The following is a 21,416-nucleotide window of genomic DNA, read 5'->3' as shown; positions in this document are numbered from 1 at the left end:
ATTCCCGGCCGCTCCCTCTTGTCGCAGCTTCGGCCATGCCCATATCCATCCCATGTTGAACATCTTCTCGCTGCTCATCGGCCTTGGCGCGCTGTTTCTCGGCGTCTTTGCATTCCTGCCCTTCTTGGGCTGGGCGAACTGGGTGATCATCCCGATGGCCATGGTCGGGCTGGGCCTTGGCGCGATGTCGAGCAGCAATGGCGGGCGCAACCTCAATCTGGCAGTCATTGCCATCGGCGCCTTTCGCCTGATGATGGGCGGCGGCATATTGTAACGCCGCGGGTGACAGCCTAACAGGCGCCATCTTTCCCGTCAGGAACCAGCATGGCCCAGCGTTTTGATATTCTTGCCATCGGCAACGCCATTGTCGATGTCATCACCACCGAAACACCCGAATTCCTGTCGGGTCGCGGCATCGAAAAGGGCTGCATGCGGCTCATCGGCTCCGACGAGGCCGATGCCCTTTATGCGGCCATGGGCCCCGGCCGCGAAATCAGCGGCGGGTCGGCCGCCAACACCGTGGTCGGCATGGCGGCACTGGGCGCGCGCACGGCCTTTGTCGGGCGCGTGGCCGGCGACCAGCTTGGCGGGGTCTTTACCCACGACATCCGCGCCGCCGGGGTGGCGTTCGACACTGCCGCCTCCACGGCCGGCGCGCCGACGGGCCGCTGCCTGATTGTCGTGACGCCCGATGGCGACCGCACGATGAACACCTATCTTGGCGCCTGCCAGGAACTGTCGCAGGCCGATCTCGACCCCGCGATGGTCGCAGACGCCGGCATCCTGTATCTCGAAGGCTATCTTTGGGATCCCGCCGCGCCGCGCGCCGCCATGCGCCGCGCCATCGAAGTGGCCCGCGCGCGCGGCAACAAGGTCGCCATGACATTGTCCGATGTGTTCTGTGTCGAGGGGCACCGCGCCGATTTCCAGGCGTTGCTGGCCGGCCATGTCGATCTGATGTTCGGCAACGAGCATGAGGTGAAGGCGCTGTACCAGACCGACGACCTTGAAATCGCCATGGCCGAACTGGCAAAGCACAGCTGCATCACCGTCGTTACGCGCTCGGAAAAGGGCGCCATCGTCATTGCCAAGGACCTGCGCGCCGAAGTGCCGGGCGAAGTTGTTGCCCGCGTCGTTGACAGCACCGGCGCCGGCGACATGTTCGCCGGCGGCTTCATGGCGGCGATGGTCGAGGGCCGGCCGCTGGACGATTGCGCCCGCATCGGCTGCATAGCGGCCGCCGAAGTCATCAGCCATTACGGCGCCCGGCCAGAAGCCGACCTGAAGGCGCTGGTCAGGGCGCGGCTCGGCTAAGCTCGGCCAGTCATCTGGGCGCATTAAAAAGGCCCGGTCACCGCGTGGTGACCGGGCCTTTTGTTTGCGTTGTTCCGATTATTCGGTGCCGGGCGCCTTCACGACATCGATGAGATCGCTGATGCCGCGCGCTTCGTTGGACCGCGTGCGGCCGTAGAAGAAGTAGAACACCAGGCCCAGCGCCGCCCAGCCGAAGAACACCGCCTGTGCCACCCAGCTCAGGAAGCCGAACAGCAGCAGGCAGCCGGCAGCAGCAAGCGGCGCCACGACCCAGACGGCCGGCGTGCGGAAGCTGCGGGCGCGGGCAGGGTCGGTGCGGCGCAGCACCATGATCGCCAGGCTGACGAAGAAGAAAGCGCACAAGGTCCCGCCGTTGGACACCGAAGCCAGCTGGCCGACCGGGAAGAACGCCGCCGAAATCGCCACGCCGGCACCGGTCATCATGGTGACGATATGCGGCGTCTTGTACTTGGGATGGACCTTGGACAGCACGGCCGGCAGCAGGCCGTCGCGGCTCATGACGAAGAACACCCGCGTTTGGGCGAACATCATCATCAGCACCACCGACGGCAGGGCAAAGCCGGCAGCAAGGCCAAGCACGTTGCCGACGCCGGGATGGCCGATGGCACGCAGCACATGGGCCAGCGCCTCGTTGGAGCAGACGACCGGCAGGGTCGCCTCGGCAAAGGTCTTGCACTGGGCGGCCAGTTCGGATGAGCCCGGCGCCAGAGCTTCACCACCCGGACCGAACACCGGCTGGGCGCCGTAGCTGCCGATGACACCGGCACCGACAAGCATGTAGAACACGGTGCAGATTGCCAGGCTGGCAATCAGCCCGATCGGGATGTTGCGCTGCGGGTCCTTGGTTTCTTCGGCGGCGGTAGACACCGCGTCAAATCCGACAAACGCAAAGAAAATGATCGAGGCCGCGCCAATGGCGCCCGTTGCGCCCAGCGGCAGGAACGGCGTGAAGTTTTCGGCTGTCGCCGCAGGCACCGCCAGCGCGACGAACGCGGCAAGCGCCGACACCTTGACGACGACCAGCACCGAATTGACCGTGGCGCTCTCCTTCGTGCCGACCACGAGCAACCAGGTCACGCCCAGCGCAATCAGCACGGCTGGCAGGTTGATGATGCCGCCGGCATAAGGCCCGGACACCAGCGCAGCCGGCAGTTCGATACCAGCAAAATTGTCAAGAACACCGACGATGTAGCCGGACCAGCCGACCGCAACCGCCGAGGCCGCAACGGCATATTCGAGTACCAGCGCCCAGCCGACGATCCAGGCCAGCACTTCGCCGAAGGTCGCGTAGCTATAGGTGTAGGCAGAGCCGGAGACCGGCACCATCGCGGCCAGTTCGGCATAGCAGAGCGCGGCAAGGCCGCAGACCAGCGCCGACAGCACAAAGCTGATCAGCATGCCCGGCCCGGCGAGCTGCGCAGCTTCGGCGGTCAGCACGAAAATGCCGGTGCCGATGATGCCGCCGATGCCCAGCATCGTGAGCTGGAACGCACCCAGCGACCGGGTCAGCGATTTTTTTCCCGCCGTTGCCATGATGGCATCGAGCGACTTCACACGCCACTTGCTCAAGAAAAATTCCCCTTCAGCTTTCGCGGACAGGTTTACCCGCCCTGCAATACCACTGTCATGTCCACGAACTGGCCCATCGGTCAAGGCGCGAAAGCTGCAAGTGTGACATCTCACATTTTGTCAGCGAATGTGCGGAGGCGCACAAAATAGCCTTGGCGCCGCGTGGCCGCCTCGGTTATGGCTGATGCGTGGTCCCGGTTTCCTCATCCTTGTCGGCTGCCGAAGCCGCCGCTCTCGCGCCCATCACGGGCCGCCGCGCCGCCATGACCGATCAGATCCTGGCCTGGAGCGCCGTGAACAGCGGCAGCCGCAATCTGGACGGCCTTGGCGCCATGGCCGACACGTTGATGCAGGCATTTGCACCGCTTGGCGGCAGCGCGCGACTGGCAGAGCCGGCATCGGCCACCGTCATTGCCGCCGACGGGCAGGAAATTGCGCTGCGCCACGGCCATAACCTGCACATCGTCAAACGCCCCGACGCCGCTGTGCGCGTGCTGCTGACCGGGCATATGGACACGGTGTTCGCCGCCGATCATCCGTTCCAGACTTGCCGCTGGCTGAATGCCGACACGCTGAACGGCCCCGGCACTGCCGACATGAAAGGCGGCATTTCCGTCATGCTGGCGGCGCTGACGGCTTTTGAGGCTTCGCCCTTTGCGGCGCAGCTCGGCTGGGAGGTCGTGCTGAACAGCGACGAGGAAGTGTCCTCTCTGGGATCGGCGCCGCTGCTGGCACAGGCCGCCACACGCTGCCACCTCGGCCTGACCTATGAGCCGGCGCTGCCCGACGGCACGCTGGCGGGCGGGCGGCCCGGATCGGGCAATTTTTCCGCCATCATCACCGGCCGCGCCGCCCATGCCGGGCGCGAACCCGAAAAGGGCCGCAACGCCATCCTCGCCGCCGCCGATCTGGCACTGCGGCTGGCGGCGCTGGTCGCCGACGATCTGACCGTCAATCCGGCGCGGATCGAGGGCGGCGGGCCGAACAACATCGTGCCGGACCATGCCGTGCTGCGCTGGAACATGCGGCCGCGCACGCCCGGGGCCGAAGCGCGTGCCCGCGCCGATGTTGCGACGATCATCGCGGCCATTGCAGCAGCGCATGATGTCGGCATCCATCTTCATGGCGGCTTTGCCCGGCCATCCAAGCCGATGGACGATCACCAACGGCGGCTGTTCGAACTGGTCAAGGATTGCGGCGCCGCGATCGGGCTCGATATTGCCTGGCGAGACACCGGCGGCGTCTGCGACGGCAACAATCTGGCTGCCACCGGCTTGTCGGTTGTCGACACACTCGGCCCGCGCGGCGGCGCCATTCATTCGGAGCACGAATTTCTGTGCGCCGATTCGCTTGAGGAACGCGCCCGGCTGTCGGCGCTTTTGTTGATGCGCATTGCGCAGAACGGCTGGACACGATGAGCTGGCGCATCCGGCCCGCGCGCGGCAGCGACCTCGATGCCGTATCGGCATTGGCCGACATGACCGGCGGCGGTTTCACCAACCTGCCGCAAAACCGCGAGGCGCTGGCGCAGCGCCTGGCCCGGTCGGACGCCAGCTTTGCGCGGGCTGATGGCCTGCCGCCCGAGGACGAGCTTTATATCCTGCTGCTCGAAGAGGTCGGCAGTGGCCGCATCGGCGGCTGCGGCATGGTGTTCAGCCGCATCGGATCAGAATGGCCATTTTTTTCCTACAAGCTCGGCACCCTGTCGCAGACCAGCAAGAAATTGGGCCGCAGCTTTGCCATCCAGTTTCTCAGCCTGACGACCGACCATGACGGCGCCAGCGAAGTCGGCGGGCTGTTCCTGCATCCCGACCTGCGCACGGGCGGGCTGGGGCGGCTGCTGGCCCGCGCACGCTATCTGTTCATTGCCCAGCACCGCGCGCGTTTCGGCGACAAGTTGCTGGCCGAATTGCGCGGCGTGCTGGACGAGGCCGGCGATTCGCCGTTCTGGAATGCGCTGGGCCGGCAGTTCTTCGGCATGGGCTTTCCCGAGGCCGACCGGTTCAACGCCTGCCACGGCAACCAGTTCATTGCCGATCTGATGCCCAAGCACCCGATTTATACCGCGCTGCTGCCCGAAGCGGCGCGCAGTGTCATCGGCCAGCCGCACCCCAGCGGCCGCGCCGCGCTGGCCATGCTGATGACCGAAGGCTTCAGCTATGACAATTATGTCGACATCTTTGACGGCGGGCCGACCGTGACCGCCCGCACCGACCAGGTCCGCAGCATCCGCGATTCGCGGCTCGTGGCCATCGAGCGCCTCGAAGACGCGCCGGCCAGCCCGCAGCGCGCGTTGATCGCCAGCGGCGCGCTGACCGATTTCCAGACATTCATCGGGCATGTTTGCGATGATGGCCGTGTGTTGGCGCGCGGCGAGGCCGAAGTCATGGGCCTCAAACCGGGGGATATGATCCGTCATGTCGCATTTTGAACTCGTCTCCACGGACCCCTGCACAGGCGAAGTGATCTGGACCGGCGCGCCCGGCGATGTCGGCGCCGCTGTGGCCGCCGCACGTGCCGCCCTGCCCGGCTGGGCGCACACGCCGCTGGATGCGCGCATTGCCGTGGTGCGCGCCTTCAAGGACGCTGTGCTGGGCAGGGCGGAGGATTTTGCCGCGCTCATCGCCCGCGAAACCGGCAAGCCGCTGTGGGAAACCCGCACCGAAGTCGCCAGCGTGGCCGCCAAGGTCGATATCTCGATCGTCGCCCAGGCCGAACGCGCCGGATCGCGCAGCGGCGAAGCAGCGGGCGTGCGGCAGGTACTGCGCCACAAGCCGCACGGCGTGCTGGCGGTGCTTGGCCCGTATAATTTTCCGGCGCACCTGCCCAACGGTCATATCGTGCCGGCCCTGCTGGCGGGCAACACCATCGTCTTCAAGCCATCGGAATTGACGCCCGCGGTGGCCGATTTCATGGCGGATTGCTGGCGCGCCGCCGGCCTGCCGGACGGCGTGCTGACGCTGGTGCACGGCGGCGGCGACACGGGCCGCGATCTTGCTGCTGCAGATATCGACGGACTGTTGTTCACGGGATCGGCGCATGTCGGCGCGGCGCTGGCGCGGCAGTTTGCCGACACGCCAGGCAAGATTCTCGCGCTGGAAATGGGCGGCAACAACCCGCTGATCGTCTGGGATGTGGCGGATGATGCGCTGGATGCTGCCGCCGCGCTGATCGTGCAATCGGGCTATCTTTCGGCAGGCCAACGCTGCACCTGCGCGCGCCGGCTGATCGTGCAGGACGGCGCCGAGGGGCCTTTGCTTGAACGCGTCACGGCGCTGATCGACCGGATCATCGTCGGCGCGCCGCTCGATGCGCCGCAGCCGTTCATGGGGCCGGTGATCGCCAACCGCGCAGCAGACGGCCTGGTGGCCGGCGTCGAAACGCTGCGGGCGCGGGGCGCGCGCACCATCCGGCCCCTCACCCGCCGCGTTGCCGACCGGCCGTTCCTGCTGCCGGCGCTGTATGATGTCACCGGCATAGGCGCCCTGCCCGATAGCGAGTTGTTCGGGCCGGTGCTGCAACTGACGCGCGTGGCCGATTGGGACAGCGCCATCGCAGCGGCCAACGCCACCCGCTTCGGGCTTTCGGCGGGCCTGATCGGCGGCGATGCCGCACTGTACGACCGATTCTGGGCGGCCAGCCGCGCCGGCGTTGTCAACTGGAACCGGCCGACCAATGGCGCGGCTTCCAACGCGCCGTTCGGCGGTATCGGCCTGTCCGGCAACCACCGCCCCAGCGCCTATTACGCTGCCGATTACGCCGCATGGCCGGTGGCCAGCCTTGAGGCCGACCGCCCGGAAGGCAGCATCACGACAGGGCTCTCGGCATGATTCGCGAAATCAACTTCGATGGCTTGATCGGCCCGACGCACAATTATGCCGCGCTCAGCTTCGGCAATCTTGCCAGCCAGTCCAATGCCGGCGCCGTCAGCCGCCCGCGCGATGCGGCGCTGCAGGGGCTGGCCAAGATGCGCTTTGCCATGTCGCTTGGCCTGACACAGGGATTTTTGCTGCCGCTGGAGCGCCCGAACACGGCCTGGCTGCGCGAACTCGGCTTTGCCGGCAGCGATGCGCAAGTCTGTGCAGCCGCGCATGGCGCCGACCCGCGCTTGTTTGCCCAGGCGTGTTCGGCATCATCCATGTGGACGGCCAATGCTGCCACGGTGTCGCCCGCGTCCGATTGCGCCGATGGCCGCGCGCACCTGTCGGTCGCTAACCTGTCGCGCATGACGCATCGCAGCACCGAACACCCGGACACTGAGGCGCAGTTGCGCATCGCGTTTGCGCACCCTGCGTTCGCAGTCCACGCCGCCGTGCCGGCCACGTTCGGTGATGAAGGCGCTGCCAACCACATGCGGTTGACGGGCGGGCACGGAGAGGCGGGCGTGGAAATCTTCGTCTATGGTGAAGAGGGCGGCAAATTCCCCGCCCGGCAGAACCGCCGCGCCAGCGAAGCCGTCGCCCGCCGCCACGGCCTTGCACCGATTCGCACGTTGTTCGTCGCGCAAAGCCAGACCGCCATCGATGCCGGCGCCTTTCACAATGACGTGGTCGCGGTCGCCAATGAACATGTGCTGTTCGCGCACGAACACGCCTTTGCCGATCTGGACGGTCTGAAGGCCGATCTGGCGCGGATGATGCCGCAGGCCGTCGTCGTCGAGGTGCCGGCCAGCGCCGTGAGCCTTTCCGACGCCATCCGATCCTATCTGTTCAATTCGCAGTTGGTCACCGTCCCGGACGGCTCCATGGCGCTGATCCTGCCGATGGAAGCGCACGACTGCGCCCCGGTGAAGGCGTATCTGGACACGCTTGTGGCAGGAAACGGCCCGATCCGCGCCGTGCATTATGTCCAGGTGCGCGAATCGATGCGCAACGGCGGCGGCCCGGCCTGCCTGCGGCTGCGCGTCGTTGCCGACCCCGCCACCATCGATCCGCGCTTCCTGCTCGATGCCGCCAAGGCAGATGCGCTGGAGGCACTGATCGCCGCGCAATGGCCAGAAGCCATCGGGCCGGATGACCTCGGCAACCCGGATTTGTGGGCGCAGGCCTGGGCGGCACGCAAGGCGCTGCTGGCGGAGTTGGCGTTCTAGGCAGGCCCGATCTCGCTTCCCTGCCGGGCATTTCTCCTTATGCTGGCCCAAAAGGGGAACCCATGATCCTGACGATTGCAGCGCTGCTTGCTACCTCCCAGCTTTGCCAGACCGAACTCACCGATCCGGGCATGCCGGCCGTGCTGCCGTTGCGGCAGCGCGCGGCGCTGGAGGACCGCTGGCTGAAGGAGCGGCTGGATACCATCGTGCCGGCGCTGATGCGCGAAAACGGCGTCGATATGTGGGTGCTGGTGGCGCGCGAATATCTGGAGGACCCGGTGGTCGCCACGATGCTGGACGGCGAATCCATGCATGCGCGGCGGCGGACCATTTTGGTGTTCCATGACCGGGGCGGCCAAATGGGTGTGGAGCGCCTCACTGTCAGCCGTTACGGTCTGGGCGGCCTGTTCGCGCCGGCCTGGGACCCGGATGCCGAGCCTGACCAGTGGCAGCGGCTCGCCGCCATCATCGCGGCACGCAATCCGAAGAAGATCGCGCTGAATGTGTCGGGCCTGCACAGCTTTGCCGATGGCTTGACCGCCAGCCAGAATGACGACCTGCGGGCTGCGCTGCCGGCGAAATTGCGGGGGCGCATCGTGCCGGCCGATGCGCTGGCAATCGGCTGGCTGGAGACGCGCATTCCCGCCGAAATGGCAGTCTATCCCGACATCGTGCGCAATGCCCATGCCATCATCGCCGAAGGGTTGTCGGACAGGGTCATCACGCCGGGGCTGACCACCACGAAGGACGTCGTCTGGTGGTACCGCGAGCGCATTGCGGGGCTGAAACTCGGCACCTGGTTCCAGCCATCGGTGAACATCACCCGCATGGGGGCCGACAAGACGCTGGACGGTGATACGGTCATCCAGCCGGGCGATTTGCTGTGGACCGATTTCGGCATCAGCTATCTGGGCCTCAACACCGATACCCAGCACATGGCCTATGTCCTCAAACCCGGCGAAACCGATGCGCCGGCGGGCCTGAAGGCCGGGCTGGCGGCGGCAAACGGCGTGCAGGACGCGCTGACGTCATCGTTCAAGGTCGGCGCGCCGGGCAATGACGTGCTGGCGGCGGCGCGGGCCAAGGCGATTGCCGCCGGGCTGGAGCCGACAATCTATTCCCATCCCATCGGATACCATGGCCATGCGGCCGGCACGCCCATCGGCATGTGGGACAATCAGGGCCCGCGCGAGGAAGGCAAATGGCCGATGCGGGCCAATACCGCCTGGTCGATCGAGCTGGCGGCCCGCGCCAAGGTGCCGGAATGGGGCGGGCAAAGCGTGTCGTTCCGGCTGGAAGAAGATGCGTATTTCGATGGCAATACGGTGCGTTACATCGATGGCCGGCAGACGCGGTTCCATCTGCTGCCGCGCAGCGGGGACAGCGTGACGGCTTGCGAGGCGAAGTGAAAGGGCTTGGGCAAAGCCCAAGCTGACGTCAGCCGGGTTCGGCACGCAGGTGCGCGCCGCCTCGCTGGCTGGCTTTGCGCGAGTCCGCGCGCTGGCCGCGCTTCACCGGAACGGCGGCTCGTCGAACGCCCTGAGCTTGCGCGAATGCAGCGCCTGCCCTTCGCCCCTCAGCAACATCATCGCCTCGATGCCGATCTGCAAATGTTCGGAAATCGCGCCTTCGTAAAAACGGTTGGCCTGGCCCGGCAGCTTGATCTCGCCGTGCAGCGGCTTGTCGGACACGCACAGCAACGTGCCATAGGGCACGCGAAACCGATAACCCTGCGCCGCCACCGTCGCCGATTCCATGTCGATGGCCACGGCACGCGACTGGTTGAAGCGCAGTGCCGAACGCGAAAAGCGCAGTTCCCAGTTGCGGTCATCGGTCGTCACCACCGTGCCGGTGCGCAAACGGGGCTTCAGTGCGGCGCCGCTGGCGCCCGTCACCATTTCGGTCGCAGCCTGCAACGCCTTTTGCACTTCGGACAGCGCCGGCACCGGAATTTCGGGCGGCAGCACATCGTCGAGCACATGGTCATCGCGCAGATAGGCATGGGCCAGCACATAATCGCCGATGGCCTGTGATGGCCGCAGGCCGCCGCAATGGCCGATCATCAACCACGCCTCGGGCCGCAGCACGGCAAGGTGATCGCAGATCGTCTTGGCATTGGCCGGGCCGACCCCGATGTTGACCAACGTGATGCCGGTGCGATTGGGGCCGATGAGGTGCCAGGCCGGCATCTGGTTCTTGCGCCAGGCAAAGTCCGCAGCCGCTTTGTCGGCGGCCGGATCGTCGGCAAAGATGTCCAGTCCGCCGGGGCAGGCCAGGCGGTCATAACCGTCCGTGCCCAATTTGGTGCAGGCCCAGCGCACGAATTCGTCGACATAGCGGTGATAGTTGGTGAGCAGGATATAGTGCTGGAAATCCGCCGGCTCGGTGCCGGTGTAATGCTTGAGCCGCGCCAGTGAAAAATCGGTGCGCGGGCCGTCGAACAGCGCCAGCGGGCGTTCGTTGGCCAGCCCGTCATCCCACAGCCCATCGGCGAGTTCATCGCCGATCACCGACAATTCGGTGGTCGGGAACAGCCGCGCCAGATCGGTCGCCGCGACATTGTCGAGCCGAAGCTCGGCCGCCCCGTCCAGCACATAGGGATATGGGATTTCGACCGAGGACCGCCCGACGCTGACGGTTACTTCGTAATCGGCCATCAGCAATTCGAGCTGCTCGATGAGATAGGCGCGGTATAGCGCCGGCCGCGTGATGGTGCTGGCATAGCTGCCTTGCCGTGTCAGCCGGGCAAAGGCGCGAATCGGCCGGTCGGTGCTGGCGATACCGTCATATTGCAGGCGCAATTCCGGATAGGCCCAGTCGCCGCTGACCCGGACATTGGGATCAGGCTCGGTGCCGTCGTCGATATAGGCCTTGAGCGCGGCGCGCAGCGAGGCCGTCGCTTGCGCATGGATGGTGACCAACTGGTCGACAATGTCGTGGAGAGTCTGCGTCATCTTGAGCCTTTGCCCCAAACACGTCCCAATTGCCAGACTTTGGCGTCAGTTATGCTTCACCCCGCTGCATTTGCGTCTTATGGCAGGTGCATGAGCCAGTTTGACCTGAACGACGACCAGCGTGCCATCCAGGAGGCCGCACGGCGATTCACCGCCGAGCAGATCACGCCGTTTGCAGCGGAGTGGGATGAAAAGCATCACTACCCCAAGGCCACGGTACAGGCCGCAGCCGCGCTGGGTTTCGGCGCCATTTATGTCTCCGAGGCGTCGGGCGGCATCGGTCTGGGCCGGCTGGAGGCCGCGCTGATCATGGAGGCGATGGCGCACGGCTGCCCATCGACCAGCGCGTTCATCTCCATCCACAACATGGCGGCATGGATGATCGACTGCTTTGGCGACGATGCGCTGAAGGCGAAATATCTGCCCGGCCTTGTCACCATGGACAAGATTGCCAGCTATTGCCTGACCGAGCCGGGGTCGGGGTCCGATGCTGCTGCGCTCAAGACCCGCGCCGTCCGGGCCAGTGATTCGCGGGGGGACCATTATGTCGTCAGCGGGTCCAAGGCATTCATTTCCGGCGCCGGTGTCAACGACCTTTACGTCACCATGGTGCGCACCGGAGTCGATGGCCCCAAGGGCATTTCCTGCCTGGTGATCGAAAAGGACATGCCCGGCGTGTCGTTCGGCGCGCCCGAACGCAAGATGGGCTGGCGCTCGCAACCCACGGCACAGGTCAATTTCGACGAGGTGCGCGTGCCGGTCGGCAATCTGGTCGGCGCCGAGGGCCAGGGCTTTGCCATCGCCATGTCGGGACTGGACGGCGGCCGGCTCAATATCGGCGCCTGTTCGCTGGGCGGCGGCCAGCGCGCGCTGGACGAGGCCATGGCCTATACCCGCCAGCGCCAGCAGTTCGGCAAGGCGATATCGGATTTTCAGGCCACCCAGTTCACGCTTGCCGACATGGCGACCGAGCTGGCTGCGGCACGGGCGCTGCTCTATCAGGCCGCCATCAAGGTCAGCGAGGGCGCCGCCGACAAGACGCAATTCGCCGCCATGGCCAAGCGCTTTGCCACCGATACCGGCATGGCGATTGCCGACCGGGCGCTGCAACTGCACGGCGGCTATGGCTATCTCATGGATTATCCGGTGGAACGCATCTTCCGCGACTTGCGCGTCCACCAGATCCTCGAAGGCACCAACCAGATCATGCGCGTGATCACGGCGCGTGAAATGCTGCGGAGCACCAACTGATGCCCAGCCCGCGCTATCTGCCGGTGTTTGCCGCGCTCAATGCCGTCACGGCGCTGACGTTCGGCACGTTCGCGGCCCATGGCATTGATGATGCACAAGCGCGCGACTGGATCATGACCGGGGTGATGTTCCAGTTGCCCCATGTCGCCGCCGTGTTCGCGCTGCTGGCGTGGCGCTCGTCGCGCGTTGCGCAGACCGGCGCCTGGATGGTGTCGGCCGGCAGTTTCATCTTTGCCATGGACCTCAACCTGCTGGCGATGGGCGCACCGCGCTGGGTCGCGGCCCTGGCCCCGGCGGGCGGCACGCTGATGCTGTTCGGCTGGCTGTGGATTGCAGTGATTGCCTGGGCGGGCGACTCGCTCGCCCGCTTCGACGACTAGGCCGGGCGACGCTCTCGCCCGGTTTGATGACCGACGCGCCGCGTCAATCCCGGAAGCTTGGGTCGATCCGGTCGAGCTTGCGGAGCAGCGCCGGCCAGGCCAGCATGTTTCCCACCACTTTCAGGCCATTTCGGCCCTGACCGGCGGCTTTTTCCGGTGTGCCCTGCGGCGGATGGTTGATAAGCTCGGCGCCGCCCGACAGCGCCAGGCATTGCGCCTCGCAGGCGCGTTCGAGGAAATACATCTTGATGAAGGCCTCGCCCACCGTCTCGCCGACGGTCAGCGTGCCATGGTTGCGCAGGATCATCGCGGTCTTGGTCGGGCCAAGGTCTTCGACCAGACGTTCGCGCTCATCAAGGTCGGTCGCGACGCCTTCATAGTGATGATAAGTCAGCTCGTCTCGGATCAGCATGGCGGTCTGTGTCAGCGGCATCAGCCCTTCGGCCTGCGCACTCACGGCCTGGCCATGCGGGGTGTGCAGGTGGATGACGGCATGGGCGTCGTCACGCGCCATATGGATGGCGCTGTGAATGGTGAAGCCGGCCGGATTGGTCAGATAGGGCGTTTCGATGACCGGATGGCCCTCGACATCGATCTTGACCAGGCTCGACGCCGTGATTTCCTCGAACATCAGATTATAGGGGTTGATGAGGAAGTGATGCTCCGGCCCCGGCACCCGCACCGACAAATGGGTGAAGATGAGATCATCCCAGCCATGATGCGCGACCAGCCGATAGGCGGCAGCCAGATCGACGCGCAGCGCCCATTCCTCGGGCGTGACCTGATCCTTGACGGACGGGGCGGATTTCATCTGCGTGGCCATGATAGTCTCTCCGGATGGGCGTGCAATCAGTCTGCCCCATTTGCGCGGGCGCGGGAATAGGCGCCGGTTCGGCAGGCATCCGAACAATAGAGCACGTTTTCCCAGTCGCGCGCCCATTTCTTTCGCCAGGCAAACGGGCGCCCACAGGCCTGGCAATCCTTGGTCGGCAGATCGGACTTGCGGCGCATGGGCGGCATGGCAAACTTTCCTTTTCCTGTCACATTGCGCGTCTATCGAACATCGACTCACTAGGGGATTTTGCGTCCATGCGCTCTGCCATCGATCGTCGCGCCTTTCTTGCCGCCACTGGCGCCGGCTTGTTGCTTCCCGCCCGTCCGGCGCTGGCACGGCTCTGGGCCGGCAGCGGCTTCACGCACGGCGTGGCGTCGGGGGATCCCGGCCCCGGCAGCATCAAACTCTGGACACGCTATGCCCGGGCCGATGGCGCAGCAACCGTGCTGAAGGTCGAAATGGCCGAAACACCGGATTTTGCGCAGATCATCGCCCGGGCCGAGGCGCTGGCCGGCGCCGAGACATGGGGCACGGCACAGGCCCGAATGACCGGCCTGCCCGATGGCCGCTGGCTCTGGTACCGGTTTGTTGCGCCCGATGGCACCATGTCGCCGCCGGGGCGCACCCGCACCTTGCCGCAGGGCGCGCTCAGCCGTTTCAACATTGCGGTGTTCAGCTGTTCGAACCGGCCGTTCGGGCATTTCAACGCCTATGCGCATGCCGCTGCCCGCGCCGATGTCGATCTGGTCGTGCATCTGGGCGATTACATCTACGAATATCAGATGGGGTCCTATCCCGAGGCGCCGATGCCGGGCCGCGAGATGCTGCCGGTCGACGAAATCATCGCCATCGATGATTATCGCCAGCGCTATGCCAGCTACCGTGTCGATCCGGGCTTGCAGGAACTGCACCGCCTGTTCCCGATGATCGCCATCTGGGATGACCATGAATTCGCCAACGACACCTATAATGGCGGCGCCCAGAACCATCAGGAAGGTGAAGGCGCCTGGAACATGCGCAAGGCCGCCGCGCTCAAGGCGCACGCCGAATGGCTGCCCGGCCCCGACCGGCCCTGGCAGCGGTACGACATCGGCGATCTGGTTTCGGTGATCACGCTCGATACGCGCATGACCGGCCGCGACAAGCAGCTCGATCTGGGTGCTGCGATGAAGGGCGGCACCACCGGCCTCAAGGATTTCCGTGACGGCGTGTTGAACGCGCCGCAGCGCACCATATTGGGCGCCGAGCAGGAAGCGTTCGTCGCCGATGCACTGGCTGGCTCCGTCAAGTCGGGCCGCAAATGGCAGTTCCTCGCGCAGCAGGTGGTGATGGGCGATGTCTTCACGCCCAAGGACGCGATGTCATGGCTGGCGCCGGATGCCGACCGCCGCGCCAAGGGCTATATCCAGGGCGGGCTTGCCGCGGCCGCGCTGGGCATTCCGGGCAGCATGGACATGTGGTCCGGCTATCCGCAGGCACGGCGCCGACTGCTCCAGTCCGCCGCAAGTGCCGGGTCCGACCTGATCGTCGTGGCCGGGGACAGTCACAATGCCTGGGCGTTCAACCACAGCCTTGATGGCAAGCCGGTGGCGGCCGAATTCGGCGTCCAGTCGGTGACCTCGCCGGGCTATGAGACGGCGCTTGCCGCCGATCCTGCCGTGGTGCGCGCCGGGCTGATCGGCAGCAGCCCCGGCCTGCAATGGTGCGACACCAGCCGGCGCGGTTACATGACGGTCGCCTTCACACCCGGAGAAACGCGCTGCGACTGGGTGTTCATGAACTCGATTCGCGCTGTCGATCTCGGCACCGGCGCCGGGCAATCGGCGGTGGTCAGACGCGGCAAGAAACGCATGACACTGGTCTGATCGCACGCGCCATGGCTAGATGGGGGTATGGTCCGCCCTACCCCCATCTTTCTGGCCCCAATCTTTCTGGCCTCTATCCTGCTGATGGCCGGAACCGCGCTTTTCACGCAGCCGGCACAGGCCGCTGCGCCGTGCGATAGCATCTGGCGCGACCCGCTGCGCGGCCGGGATATTCCGGTGCGAATCCGCTTGCCAGCCGGTAAGGGCAAGGCGGCAGCCGTGCTCTGGTCGCCTGGTCTGGGCGGCAACAGCAATGGCGGCGAGGCCTGGGCTTCGGCCTGGGCCGCGGCGGGCATGGCGGTCATCCAGTTGCAGCATCCCGGCAGCGACAGCGCGGTCTATGCCGGCGCAGCGACGCCGGAAGACCGCGCAAGACACGTGATGGCCGGCGCCAGTGCGGCTCAGCTGGTGCAGCGCACCACCGACGTGACCTTTATTGCCGACGAGCTGGAACGCGGCCCAAGGGCCACCGCCTGCGACACGGCCCGCATCGATACCGACCGATTGGGCCTTGCCGGCCATTCGATGGGCGCCTGGACCGTGCAGGCCATCGCCGGGCAGCGCCTTGGCCCCGGCTTTGTCTTTGCCGACCGGCGATTCCGCGCCTTCATTGCCTTCAGCCCCAATGCCCGGCCCGGCAGCGAGGCGCAGTTTGCCGATATCGGCCGGCCGTTCCTGTCAGTGACAGGGACAATGGACGGCGCGCCGCTGTCCGCCGATCCTGCCCGCCGCGCATCGGCATTGGCGGACCGCATCGGCGTGTTCAAGGCGCTGCCCGCCGATGGCCGCAAGGCGCTGCTGGTGTTTGGCGGCGCCGACCACATGATGTTCGCCGGCAACCCCGGCCGCGCCCGCAGCGATGCAGCCGCAGCGCGCGTGCACGCGGCCAGCGCGGCTGTCACTACGGCATGGTGGCAATATTGGCTGCTGAACGAAAAGGCCGCAGCCGAACCGGTGCTTAAAAAACCGCCGCTGGCGCCGGGCGATGATTGGGAGCGTAAATAGCCCCCGTATTGGGGCAAGACGCCTCAAAGCCAGCCTTGCAGAAACGCCTCCACCCGCGCGAGCGGCACATCATGGGCGACGAATGCGCGTCCGATGCCGCGCATCAGGATGAACGGCAGGCTCCCGGCGCGCATCTTCTTGTCCTGCCGCATGTGGTGGATGAGCTGTGCCGGGCTGGCACCGATCCCGAATGCCGCCGGGTCCAGTGCAAACCCCATGGCCGTCAGATGCGCGCGCAGCCGGGCGGCATCGGCGGCCGGGCACAGTCCGAGCGCCGCTGACAGATCATGCGCCGCCATCATGCCGATGGCCACGGCCTCTCCGTGCAGCAGCCGGTCCGAAAAGCCGGCCTCGGCCTCGAAGGCATGGCCAAAGGTGTGACCGAGATTGAGCAGGGCGCGGACATCGTTTGTCTCGCGCTCGTCGGCCACCACGATTGCGGTCTTGGCCCGGCACGAGGCAGCAATGGCCATGCCCTGTGCTTCGGCGTCGCCCGCCAGGATTGCCGGGCCATTGGCCTCGCACCAATCAAAAAATGCCGGGTCGCCCAACAGGCCATATTTGACCACCTCGGCATAGCCGGCACGCAATTCGCGAACCGGCAGCGTCGCCAGCACCTGCGGATCGATCAGCACGGCCACCGGCTGGTGAAAGGCGCCGACAAGGTTCTTGCCAGCTGCCGCATTGATCGCGGTCTTGCCGCCGACCGAGCTGTCGACCTGCGACAGCAGAGTCGTCGGAATCTGCACGAAACGGCAGCCGCGCCGCAGTATGGACGCGGCAAAACCGGTCAGGTCGCCGATGACACCGCCGCCCAGCGCCACGACCGCATCGCCGCGTTCGACGCCCAGCGTCAGCAGGCGCTCCACGACCAGTTCCAGCGACTGCCAGTTCTTGGTGGCCTCTCCGGGCGGCAGCACTATGCTTTCGAAAGTCATGCCCGCCGCCGTCAACGCGGCTGCGAGCGCCGGCAGATGCAGCGCCGCAACCGTTTCGTCGGTGATCACCGCGATGCGCCCACGCCCCGCCAACGGCGCCAGCAACACGCCGGCATCGGCCATCAGCCCGGCGCGGATATGGATGGGATAGGCGCGGGCACCCAGCGGCACGTCGACAATCACGATTTTTCGGCTCCGTTGGCGGCGATCAACGCCGTGATGATCGACGACACCGTTTCCTGGTGCGGCGCCGCGCGGCTGGGAATGCGGATCGGCGCCAGCGCATAAATGGGCGCTCGCACCCGCGCCAGTTCGGTCAGCACTTCGCCGGGGTCGCGTCCCATGAGCAGCGGTCGGTTTTCGCGGCGGCGCACGCGTTCCACCAGCGTCGGGATATCAGCGTCCAGCCAGACCGCCAGCGTCCGTTCGAGGATCAACGCGCGCGTGTCATCGTTCATGAAGGCACCGCCGCCGGTCGCAATCACCTTGGGCACGCCATCGATCAACCGGGCTATGACCCGGCGTTCCCCGTCACGAAAATGCGCCTCGCCAAAGCGTTCGAATATCTCGGAAACCGTCAAACCGCTCGCCGTCTCGATTTCGGCATCGGCATCGACGAATGGCAGCGACAGCCGGGCCGCCAACCGGCGCCCGACCGTGGTCTTGCCGGCGCCCATCAGCCCGATCAAGGTCACGGGGCGGGCTGCCGCCAGTCGCAGAGCGGCCTCATCGGGGATTTTGCTGTCGCAAGCCATCACCGCCATGGCTATACACGGACGGCGCCACTGGCAAAGTGGCATGATGATATCGGGATGAACGTGCGACCAGCTTTTGGCATCGGAATGGCAATGGCGGCGCTGGCAGCGCTGGCAGTGCCCGTCGGCGGGCAGGATCGGAGCTTGCCCGTCGGCGGGCAGGATCGCACTTTGCCCGCAAGCGGGCAGGATCGCGACACGCCCAAATCACTGCTACCCGAAGGGTTCGACACGCCGGCTGCTGCGCCTGCGCAGCAAGTCGTGCTGCCGGGCGCCATAAGTGCGCCGGTGTCCGATGATGCATTGCCCGCCGACCCCCTGGCAGAAGCGGCGGCGCAGCCTGATCCTTTTGCCGAAGCGGCGAGCGGGCGCGATATCAGCGGCTTGGGGCTTTTGACGCCCGCTGCCGGCGGCTATGGCCCGGCCATTTTTGCTGGCGCCGATGGCCGCTTCCTTGCCGGGCTGGCGCGGCGGATTGCGGCGCCGGGGGCATCGCGCTGGGCCGCCATCGTGCTGCGCCGGGCGCTGCTGTCACAGGCGCAGGCGCCTTCCGGTATCACGCCCGGCGACTGGGTGGCGGCAAGGGCCGGGCTGCTGCTGCGCATCGGCGAGATCGACGGCGCCCACCGATTGGCCGGCGCCGTGCCGGTCGATCGCTACACGCCGGCGCTGTACCGGGTTGCAGCCCAGACGGCACTGGCCGCCGGAGACATCGCCGGGCTGTGCCCGATTGCCGAAACCGGCCGCGCCCTTTGGCCCGAGGCGGAATGGGACCTTGGCTATGGCATGTGCGCGGCCATTGCCGGCGATGACATCACGGCCGCCAGCGTGTTCGATGCGTTGCGCCGCGACCGGCGGATAAACCGCTTCGACCTGCGGCTGGCCGAACGAGTTTCGACGCTGGCGGGCGGCGCGGGCCGTGCGTCGGGCATAAACTGGAACGAAGTCGATGGTCTGACACTGTATCGGTTCGGGGTCGCCAGCGCCGCCGGGCTGACGGTACCGCCCGAGCGATTGGCCGCGCTTGGCCCGGCACGCGCCGGCTGGCTGGTCCGGAACGATGGCATTGCGCCGGACGTGCGGCTGTCATTTCTTCGCGCCGCAGCCGCCATCGGCACCCTGTCCACCGCCGAACTGGTCGGCGGCGTATCGGCGCTCAGCCCGGTCGATGCCGCCGGCGGCTATGCCGACGACAGCCGCGCCGGCCGGCTGCGCGCGGCGTTTGACGGCGGCGACGCCCGGCGGCGCAGCGCGGCCATGGCGCGGGTGCGCGCCGATGTGGCGGCGGGGGGCGATGGCTATGGCGCGCTGCTGGAGACCGCGGCGGCGGCGGCCCGGCTGCCGGTCACGCCGGATCTTGCCGAGGCAAGCCCCGATATCATCGCGGCGCTGCTGGCGGCGGGCGACAGTGCAGCGGCGCGGCGCTGGTGGCCGGTATCGCAGCTGGCCGGCAGTGCCGCCCGCGCCCGTGCCTGGGCCTTGCTGGCAACCGGCTCCGGCGGCGTTCCAGTGACACCGGACGCCTTTGACGATTGGAAAGGCGCGACCGGCGCCTCGGACCGCAGCGCCGCCATTCTGCTCGCCGGCCTGGCCGGTCTGGGCGCGGCCCGCGGCAGTGACTGGCAGGCATTGCTGGATCAATATCTGCCGCGCCCGGCCAACAGCTGGACACGGGCGATCGATGCAGCCGGGCGTACTGGCCGCATCGGCGATGTCGCCATATTGGCAGCCACCGGCCTGCAAGGCGCCTGGCGCGATGTACCGGCGGCGCATCTGTTCCACATCATCGCCAATCTGGCCCGCAGCGGCCGCCAGGCCGAGGCACGACTTGTTGCCGCTGAAGCCGTCAGCCGCGCGACGGCGCCATCAGCAAGCGCGACAACGCCAACGAAAAGCGCGTGAGCGCCAGCGATCATCAGTTGATCGCGCTGTTCCTCGACATGCTTGCTGCCGAACGCGGCGCCGCACGCAACACCCTGCTGGCCTATGGCCGCGACCTTGCGCAGGCGAGCGAATGGCTGGACGGCGGGCTGGGCCGCGCCGATGCCGCAGCCTTGGCACAGTTGGCGGCACACTGGGCCGGCATGGCGCGGGCCAGCGGCGCCCGCAAGGCGTCGGCGGTGCGGCAGTTTCTGGCGTTTTTGCTTTCCGAGGGCGTGCGCGCCGACGATCCCGGCCGCGAACTGGCCCTGCCGGCCGCAAATCGGCCTTTGCCCAAGACATTGGGGCCGCGCGATGTGGACGCGCTGTTCATGGCGCTTGAGACGCAGCGGACGGCCCGGCCCGATGACCCGCGCCTGCTCAGATTGATGGCGCTGGTCGAGCTGCTGTATGGCTCGGGACTCAGGGCAAGCGAGCTTGTCGGCTTGCCGCGCCATGCGCTGCGGGCCGGGCGCGGTTTCCTGATTGTCACGGGCAAGGGCGGCAAGGAACGGTTGGTGCCGGTGGGCAGCCGCGCCGAGGTGGCAGTGGCCGCGCATGCCGCGCATGTGCCCGGCAGCAGCCGCTGGCTGTTTCCTTCGCGTAGCCACGGCGGCGCGGAAACTCATCTGACCCGGCTACGGCTCTGGCAGTTGCTCAAGGAACTGGCCGTGGCCGCCGGCCTGCCGCCGGAGCGCATATCACCGCATGTGCTTCGTCATGCCTTTGCCACGCACCTGCTCGAAGGCGGCGCCGATTTGCGCGTGCTTCAGACGCTTCTGGGCCATGCCGATATTGCGACAACCCAGATTTACACCCATGTCGCCGCGTCTGCCCTGGTGACGCTGGTCAACGAGCGCCACCCGCTTGCAGACAAAACTGGCTGACAGGCGCACCGGGCGGCTGGGTCAGCCCCAGCGCGCTCAGCCTTTCCCCATCAGGCTGAGCACTTCCTTGCGGCTGCGATCATCGTCGCGAAAGGCGCCGATCATGCGGCTGGTCGTCATGCTGACACCGGCGGTCATCACGCCGCGCGCGCTCATGCAGGCATGGCTGGCCTCGATGACCACGGCGACACCGTGCGGGTCGAGATGCTGCTGGATGCAGTCGGCGACCTCAGCGGTCAAACGCTCCTGAACCTGGAGCCGCTTGGCAAAGCCCTGGAGCACGCGCGCCAGCTTGGAAATGCCGACAACCCGGTCACGGGGCAGATACGCGATATGCGCCTTGCCGATGATCGGCGCCATGTGATGCTCGCAATGCGACTGGAACGGAATATCGCGCAGCAACACGATTTCATCATAGCCGCCGACTTCGCCAAAGGTGCGGCTGAGATGCACGCCGGGGTCTTCGCGATAGCCCTTGAAATATTCCAGATAGGCCCGAGTGACGCGAGCAGGCGTGTCGAGCAGGCCTTCGCGGTCCGGATCATCGCCGGCCCAGCGGATCAGGGCGCGCACCGCCGCTTCGGCTTCGGCCCGTGGGATTGCTGCGGGAAGCGCGGCGGCCACTGGCTCCGC

At 66.7% G+C, this 21,416-nt stretch carries 20 protein-coding genes; 13 read left to right on the top strand and 7 right to left on the bottom strand.

The genetic code is table 11. From position 1 onward, the window contains the following. The first annotated feature begins 52 nt into the window (after positions 1 to 52). Both RMQ73_RS07265 and RMQ73_RS07260 read left to right on the top strand, forming a co-directional pair. A complete protein-coding gene (locus tag RMQ73_RS07265; protein ID WP_310497423.1) occupies positions 53 to 274 on the top strand; it encodes a hypothetical protein in 222 nt (73 codons plus the stop codon). 50 nt (positions 275 to 324) lie between these two features. Continuing rightward, the gene (locus RMQ73_RS07260) at positions 325 to 1,314 is read left to right on the top strand and encodes an adenosine kinase (protein ID WP_310497422.1); all 990 of its coding nucleotides are present in this window, start codon (positions 325 to 327) and stop codon (positions 1,312 to 1,314) included. Between the two features lie 78 nt (positions 1,315 to 1,392). On the opposite strand, the gene RMQ73_RS07255 is transcribed toward RMQ73_RS07260, so the two are convergent. Further along, positions 1,393 to 2,868, bottom strand: coding sequence for an amino acid permease (locus RMQ73_RS07255; RefSeq protein ID WP_409049849.1), 1,476 nt, complete (start codon positions 2,866 to 2,868; stop codon positions 1,393 to 1,395). A gap of 299 nt (positions 2,869 to 3,167) precedes the next feature. On the opposite strand from RMQ73_RS07255, the gene RMQ73_RS07250 reads away from it, so the two are divergent. From RMQ73_RS07250 to RMQ73_RS07230, 5 genes are all read left to right on the top strand, one after another. Continuing rightward, entirely contained in the window at positions 3,168 to 4,322 is a 1,155-nt protein-coding gene (locus tag RMQ73_RS07250; protein ID WP_409049848.1) for a hydrolase, read from the top strand. Then, the gene (locus RMQ73_RS07245) at positions 4,319 to 5,335 is read left to right on the top strand and encodes an arginine N-succinyltransferase (RefSeq protein WP_310497418.1); all 1,017 of its coding nucleotides are present in this window, start codon (positions 4,319 to 4,321) and stop codon (positions 5,333 to 5,335) included. The genes RMQ73_RS07250 and RMQ73_RS07245 overlap by 4 nt, the downstream gene beginning before the upstream one ends. Beyond that, a complete protein-coding gene (gene astD / locus RMQ73_RS07240; protein WP_310497417.1) occupies positions 5,322 to 6,734 on the top strand; it encodes a succinylglutamate-semialdehyde dehydrogenase in 1,413 nt (470 codons plus the stop codon). Before RMQ73_RS07245 ends, astD begins: the two co-directional genes overlap by 14 nt. Then, a complete protein-coding gene (locus RMQ73_RS07235; RefSeq protein ID WP_310497416.1) occupies positions 6,731 to 7,993 on the top strand; it encodes an N-succinylarginine dihydrolase in 1,263 nt (420 codons plus the stop codon). Before astD ends, RMQ73_RS07235 begins: the two co-directional genes overlap by 4 nt. A 62-nt stretch (positions 7,994 to 8,055) precedes the next feature. Then, a complete protein-coding gene (locus RMQ73_RS07230; RefSeq protein ID WP_310497415.1) occupies positions 8,056 to 9,402 on the top strand; it encodes a M24 family metallopeptidase in 1,347 nt (448 codons plus the stop codon). A 102-nt stretch (positions 9,403 to 9,504) separates the two neighbouring features. Here the strand turns inward: RMQ73_RS07230 and RMQ73_RS07225 are convergent, their stop codons facing one another. After that, entirely contained in the window at positions 9,505 to 10,947 is a 1,443-nt protein-coding gene (locus RMQ73_RS07225; protein WP_310497414.1) for an AMP nucleosidase, read from the bottom strand. 90 nt (positions 10,948 to 11,037) lie between these two features. Between RMQ73_RS07225 and RMQ73_RS07220 the strand changes: the two genes are divergently transcribed. Further along, positions 11,038 to 12,198, top strand: coding sequence for an acyl-CoA dehydrogenase family protein (locus RMQ73_RS07220; protein ID WP_310497413.1), 1,161 nt, complete (start codon positions 11,038 to 11,040; stop codon positions 12,196 to 12,198). Continuing rightward, entirely contained in the window at positions 12,198 to 12,578 is a 381-nt protein-coding gene (locus tag RMQ73_RS07215; protein WP_310497412.1) for a DUF423 domain-containing protein, read from the top strand. Before RMQ73_RS07220 ends, RMQ73_RS07215 begins: the two co-directional genes overlap by 1 nt. 43 nt (positions 12,579 to 12,621) lie before the next feature. On the opposite strand, the gene RMQ73_RS07210 is transcribed toward RMQ73_RS07215, so the two are convergent. Next, positions 12,622 to 13,401, bottom strand: coding sequence for a class II aldolase/adducin family protein (locus RMQ73_RS07210; RefSeq protein ID WP_310497411.1), 780 nt, complete (start codon positions 13,399 to 13,401; stop codon positions 12,622 to 12,624). A gap of 26 nt (positions 13,402 to 13,427) precedes the next feature. Then, entirely contained in the window at positions 13,428 to 13,598 is a 171-nt protein-coding gene (locus RMQ73_RS07205; protein ID WP_310497410.1) for a DUF2256 domain-containing protein, read from the bottom strand. A gap of 69 nt (positions 13,599 to 13,667) precedes the next feature. Here RMQ73_RS07205 and RMQ73_RS07200 point away from each other — a divergent pair, with 69 nt between their 5' ends. Both RMQ73_RS07200 and RMQ73_RS07195 read left to right on the top strand, forming a co-directional pair. Then, positions 13,668 to 15,278 (top strand): alkaline phosphatase D family protein, encoded by a 1,611-nt coding sequence (locus RMQ73_RS07200; RefSeq protein ID WP_310497409.1) that lies wholly within the window; start codon positions 13,668 to 13,670, stop codon positions 15,276 to 15,278. Between the two features lie 84 nt (positions 15,279 to 15,362). Further along, positions 15,363 to 16,283 carry a dienelactone hydrolase gene (locus tag RMQ73_RS07195; protein ID WP_310497408.1) on the top strand — a complete coding sequence of 307 codons (921 nt, stop codon included), beginning with the start codon at positions 15,363 to 15,365 and terminating at the stop codon, positions 16,281 to 16,283. 23 nt (positions 16,284 to 16,306) lie between these two features. Here the strand turns inward: RMQ73_RS07195 and aroB are convergent, their stop codons facing one another. Beyond that, entirely contained in the window at positions 16,307 to 17,407 is a 1,101-nt protein-coding gene (gene aroB, locus RMQ73_RS07190; RefSeq protein WP_310497462.1) for a 3-dehydroquinate synthase, read from the bottom strand. Continuing rightward, positions 17,401 to 17,976 carry a shikimate kinase gene (locus RMQ73_RS07185; RefSeq protein WP_310497461.1) on the bottom strand — a complete coding sequence of 192 codons (576 nt, stop codon included), beginning with the start codon at positions 17,974 to 17,976 and terminating at the stop codon, positions 17,401 to 17,403. Before RMQ73_RS07185 ends, aroB begins: the two co-directional genes overlap by 7 nt. A gap of 63 nt (positions 17,977 to 18,039) precedes the next feature. Between RMQ73_RS07185 and RMQ73_RS07180 the strand changes: the two genes are divergently transcribed. Together RMQ73_RS07180 and RMQ73_RS07175 are read left to right on the top strand one after the other, a co-directional pair. Beyond that, a complete protein-coding gene (locus tag RMQ73_RS07180; protein ID WP_310497407.1) occupies positions 18,040 to 19,878 on the top strand; it encodes a hypothetical protein in 1,839 nt (612 codons plus the stop codon). Then, the gene (locus tag RMQ73_RS07175; RefSeq protein WP_310497406.1) at positions 19,875 to 20,783 is read left to right on the top strand and encodes a tyrosine recombinase; all 909 of its coding nucleotides are present in this window, start codon (positions 19,875 to 19,877) and stop codon (positions 20,781 to 20,783) included. The genes RMQ73_RS07180 and RMQ73_RS07175 overlap by 4 nt, the downstream gene beginning before the upstream one ends. Before the next feature lie 36 nt (positions 20,784 to 20,819). Here RMQ73_RS07175 and folE read toward each other — a convergent pair whose 3' ends face one another. Further along, entirely contained in the window at positions 20,820 to 21,407 is a 588-nt protein-coding gene (gene folE, locus RMQ73_RS07170) for a GTP cyclohydrolase I FolE (RefSeq protein ID WP_310497460.1), read from the bottom strand. Positions 21,408 to 21,416 lie beyond the last annotated feature (9 nt).

The organism is Sandarakinorhabdus sp. (genome assembly GCF_031430775.1).
Taxonomy (GTDB): domain Bacteria; phylum Pseudomonadota; class Alphaproteobacteria; order Sphingomonadales; family Sphingomonadaceae; genus Sandarakinorhabdus.
This window is presented reverse-complemented; position numbering and strand designations above follow the sequence as displayed.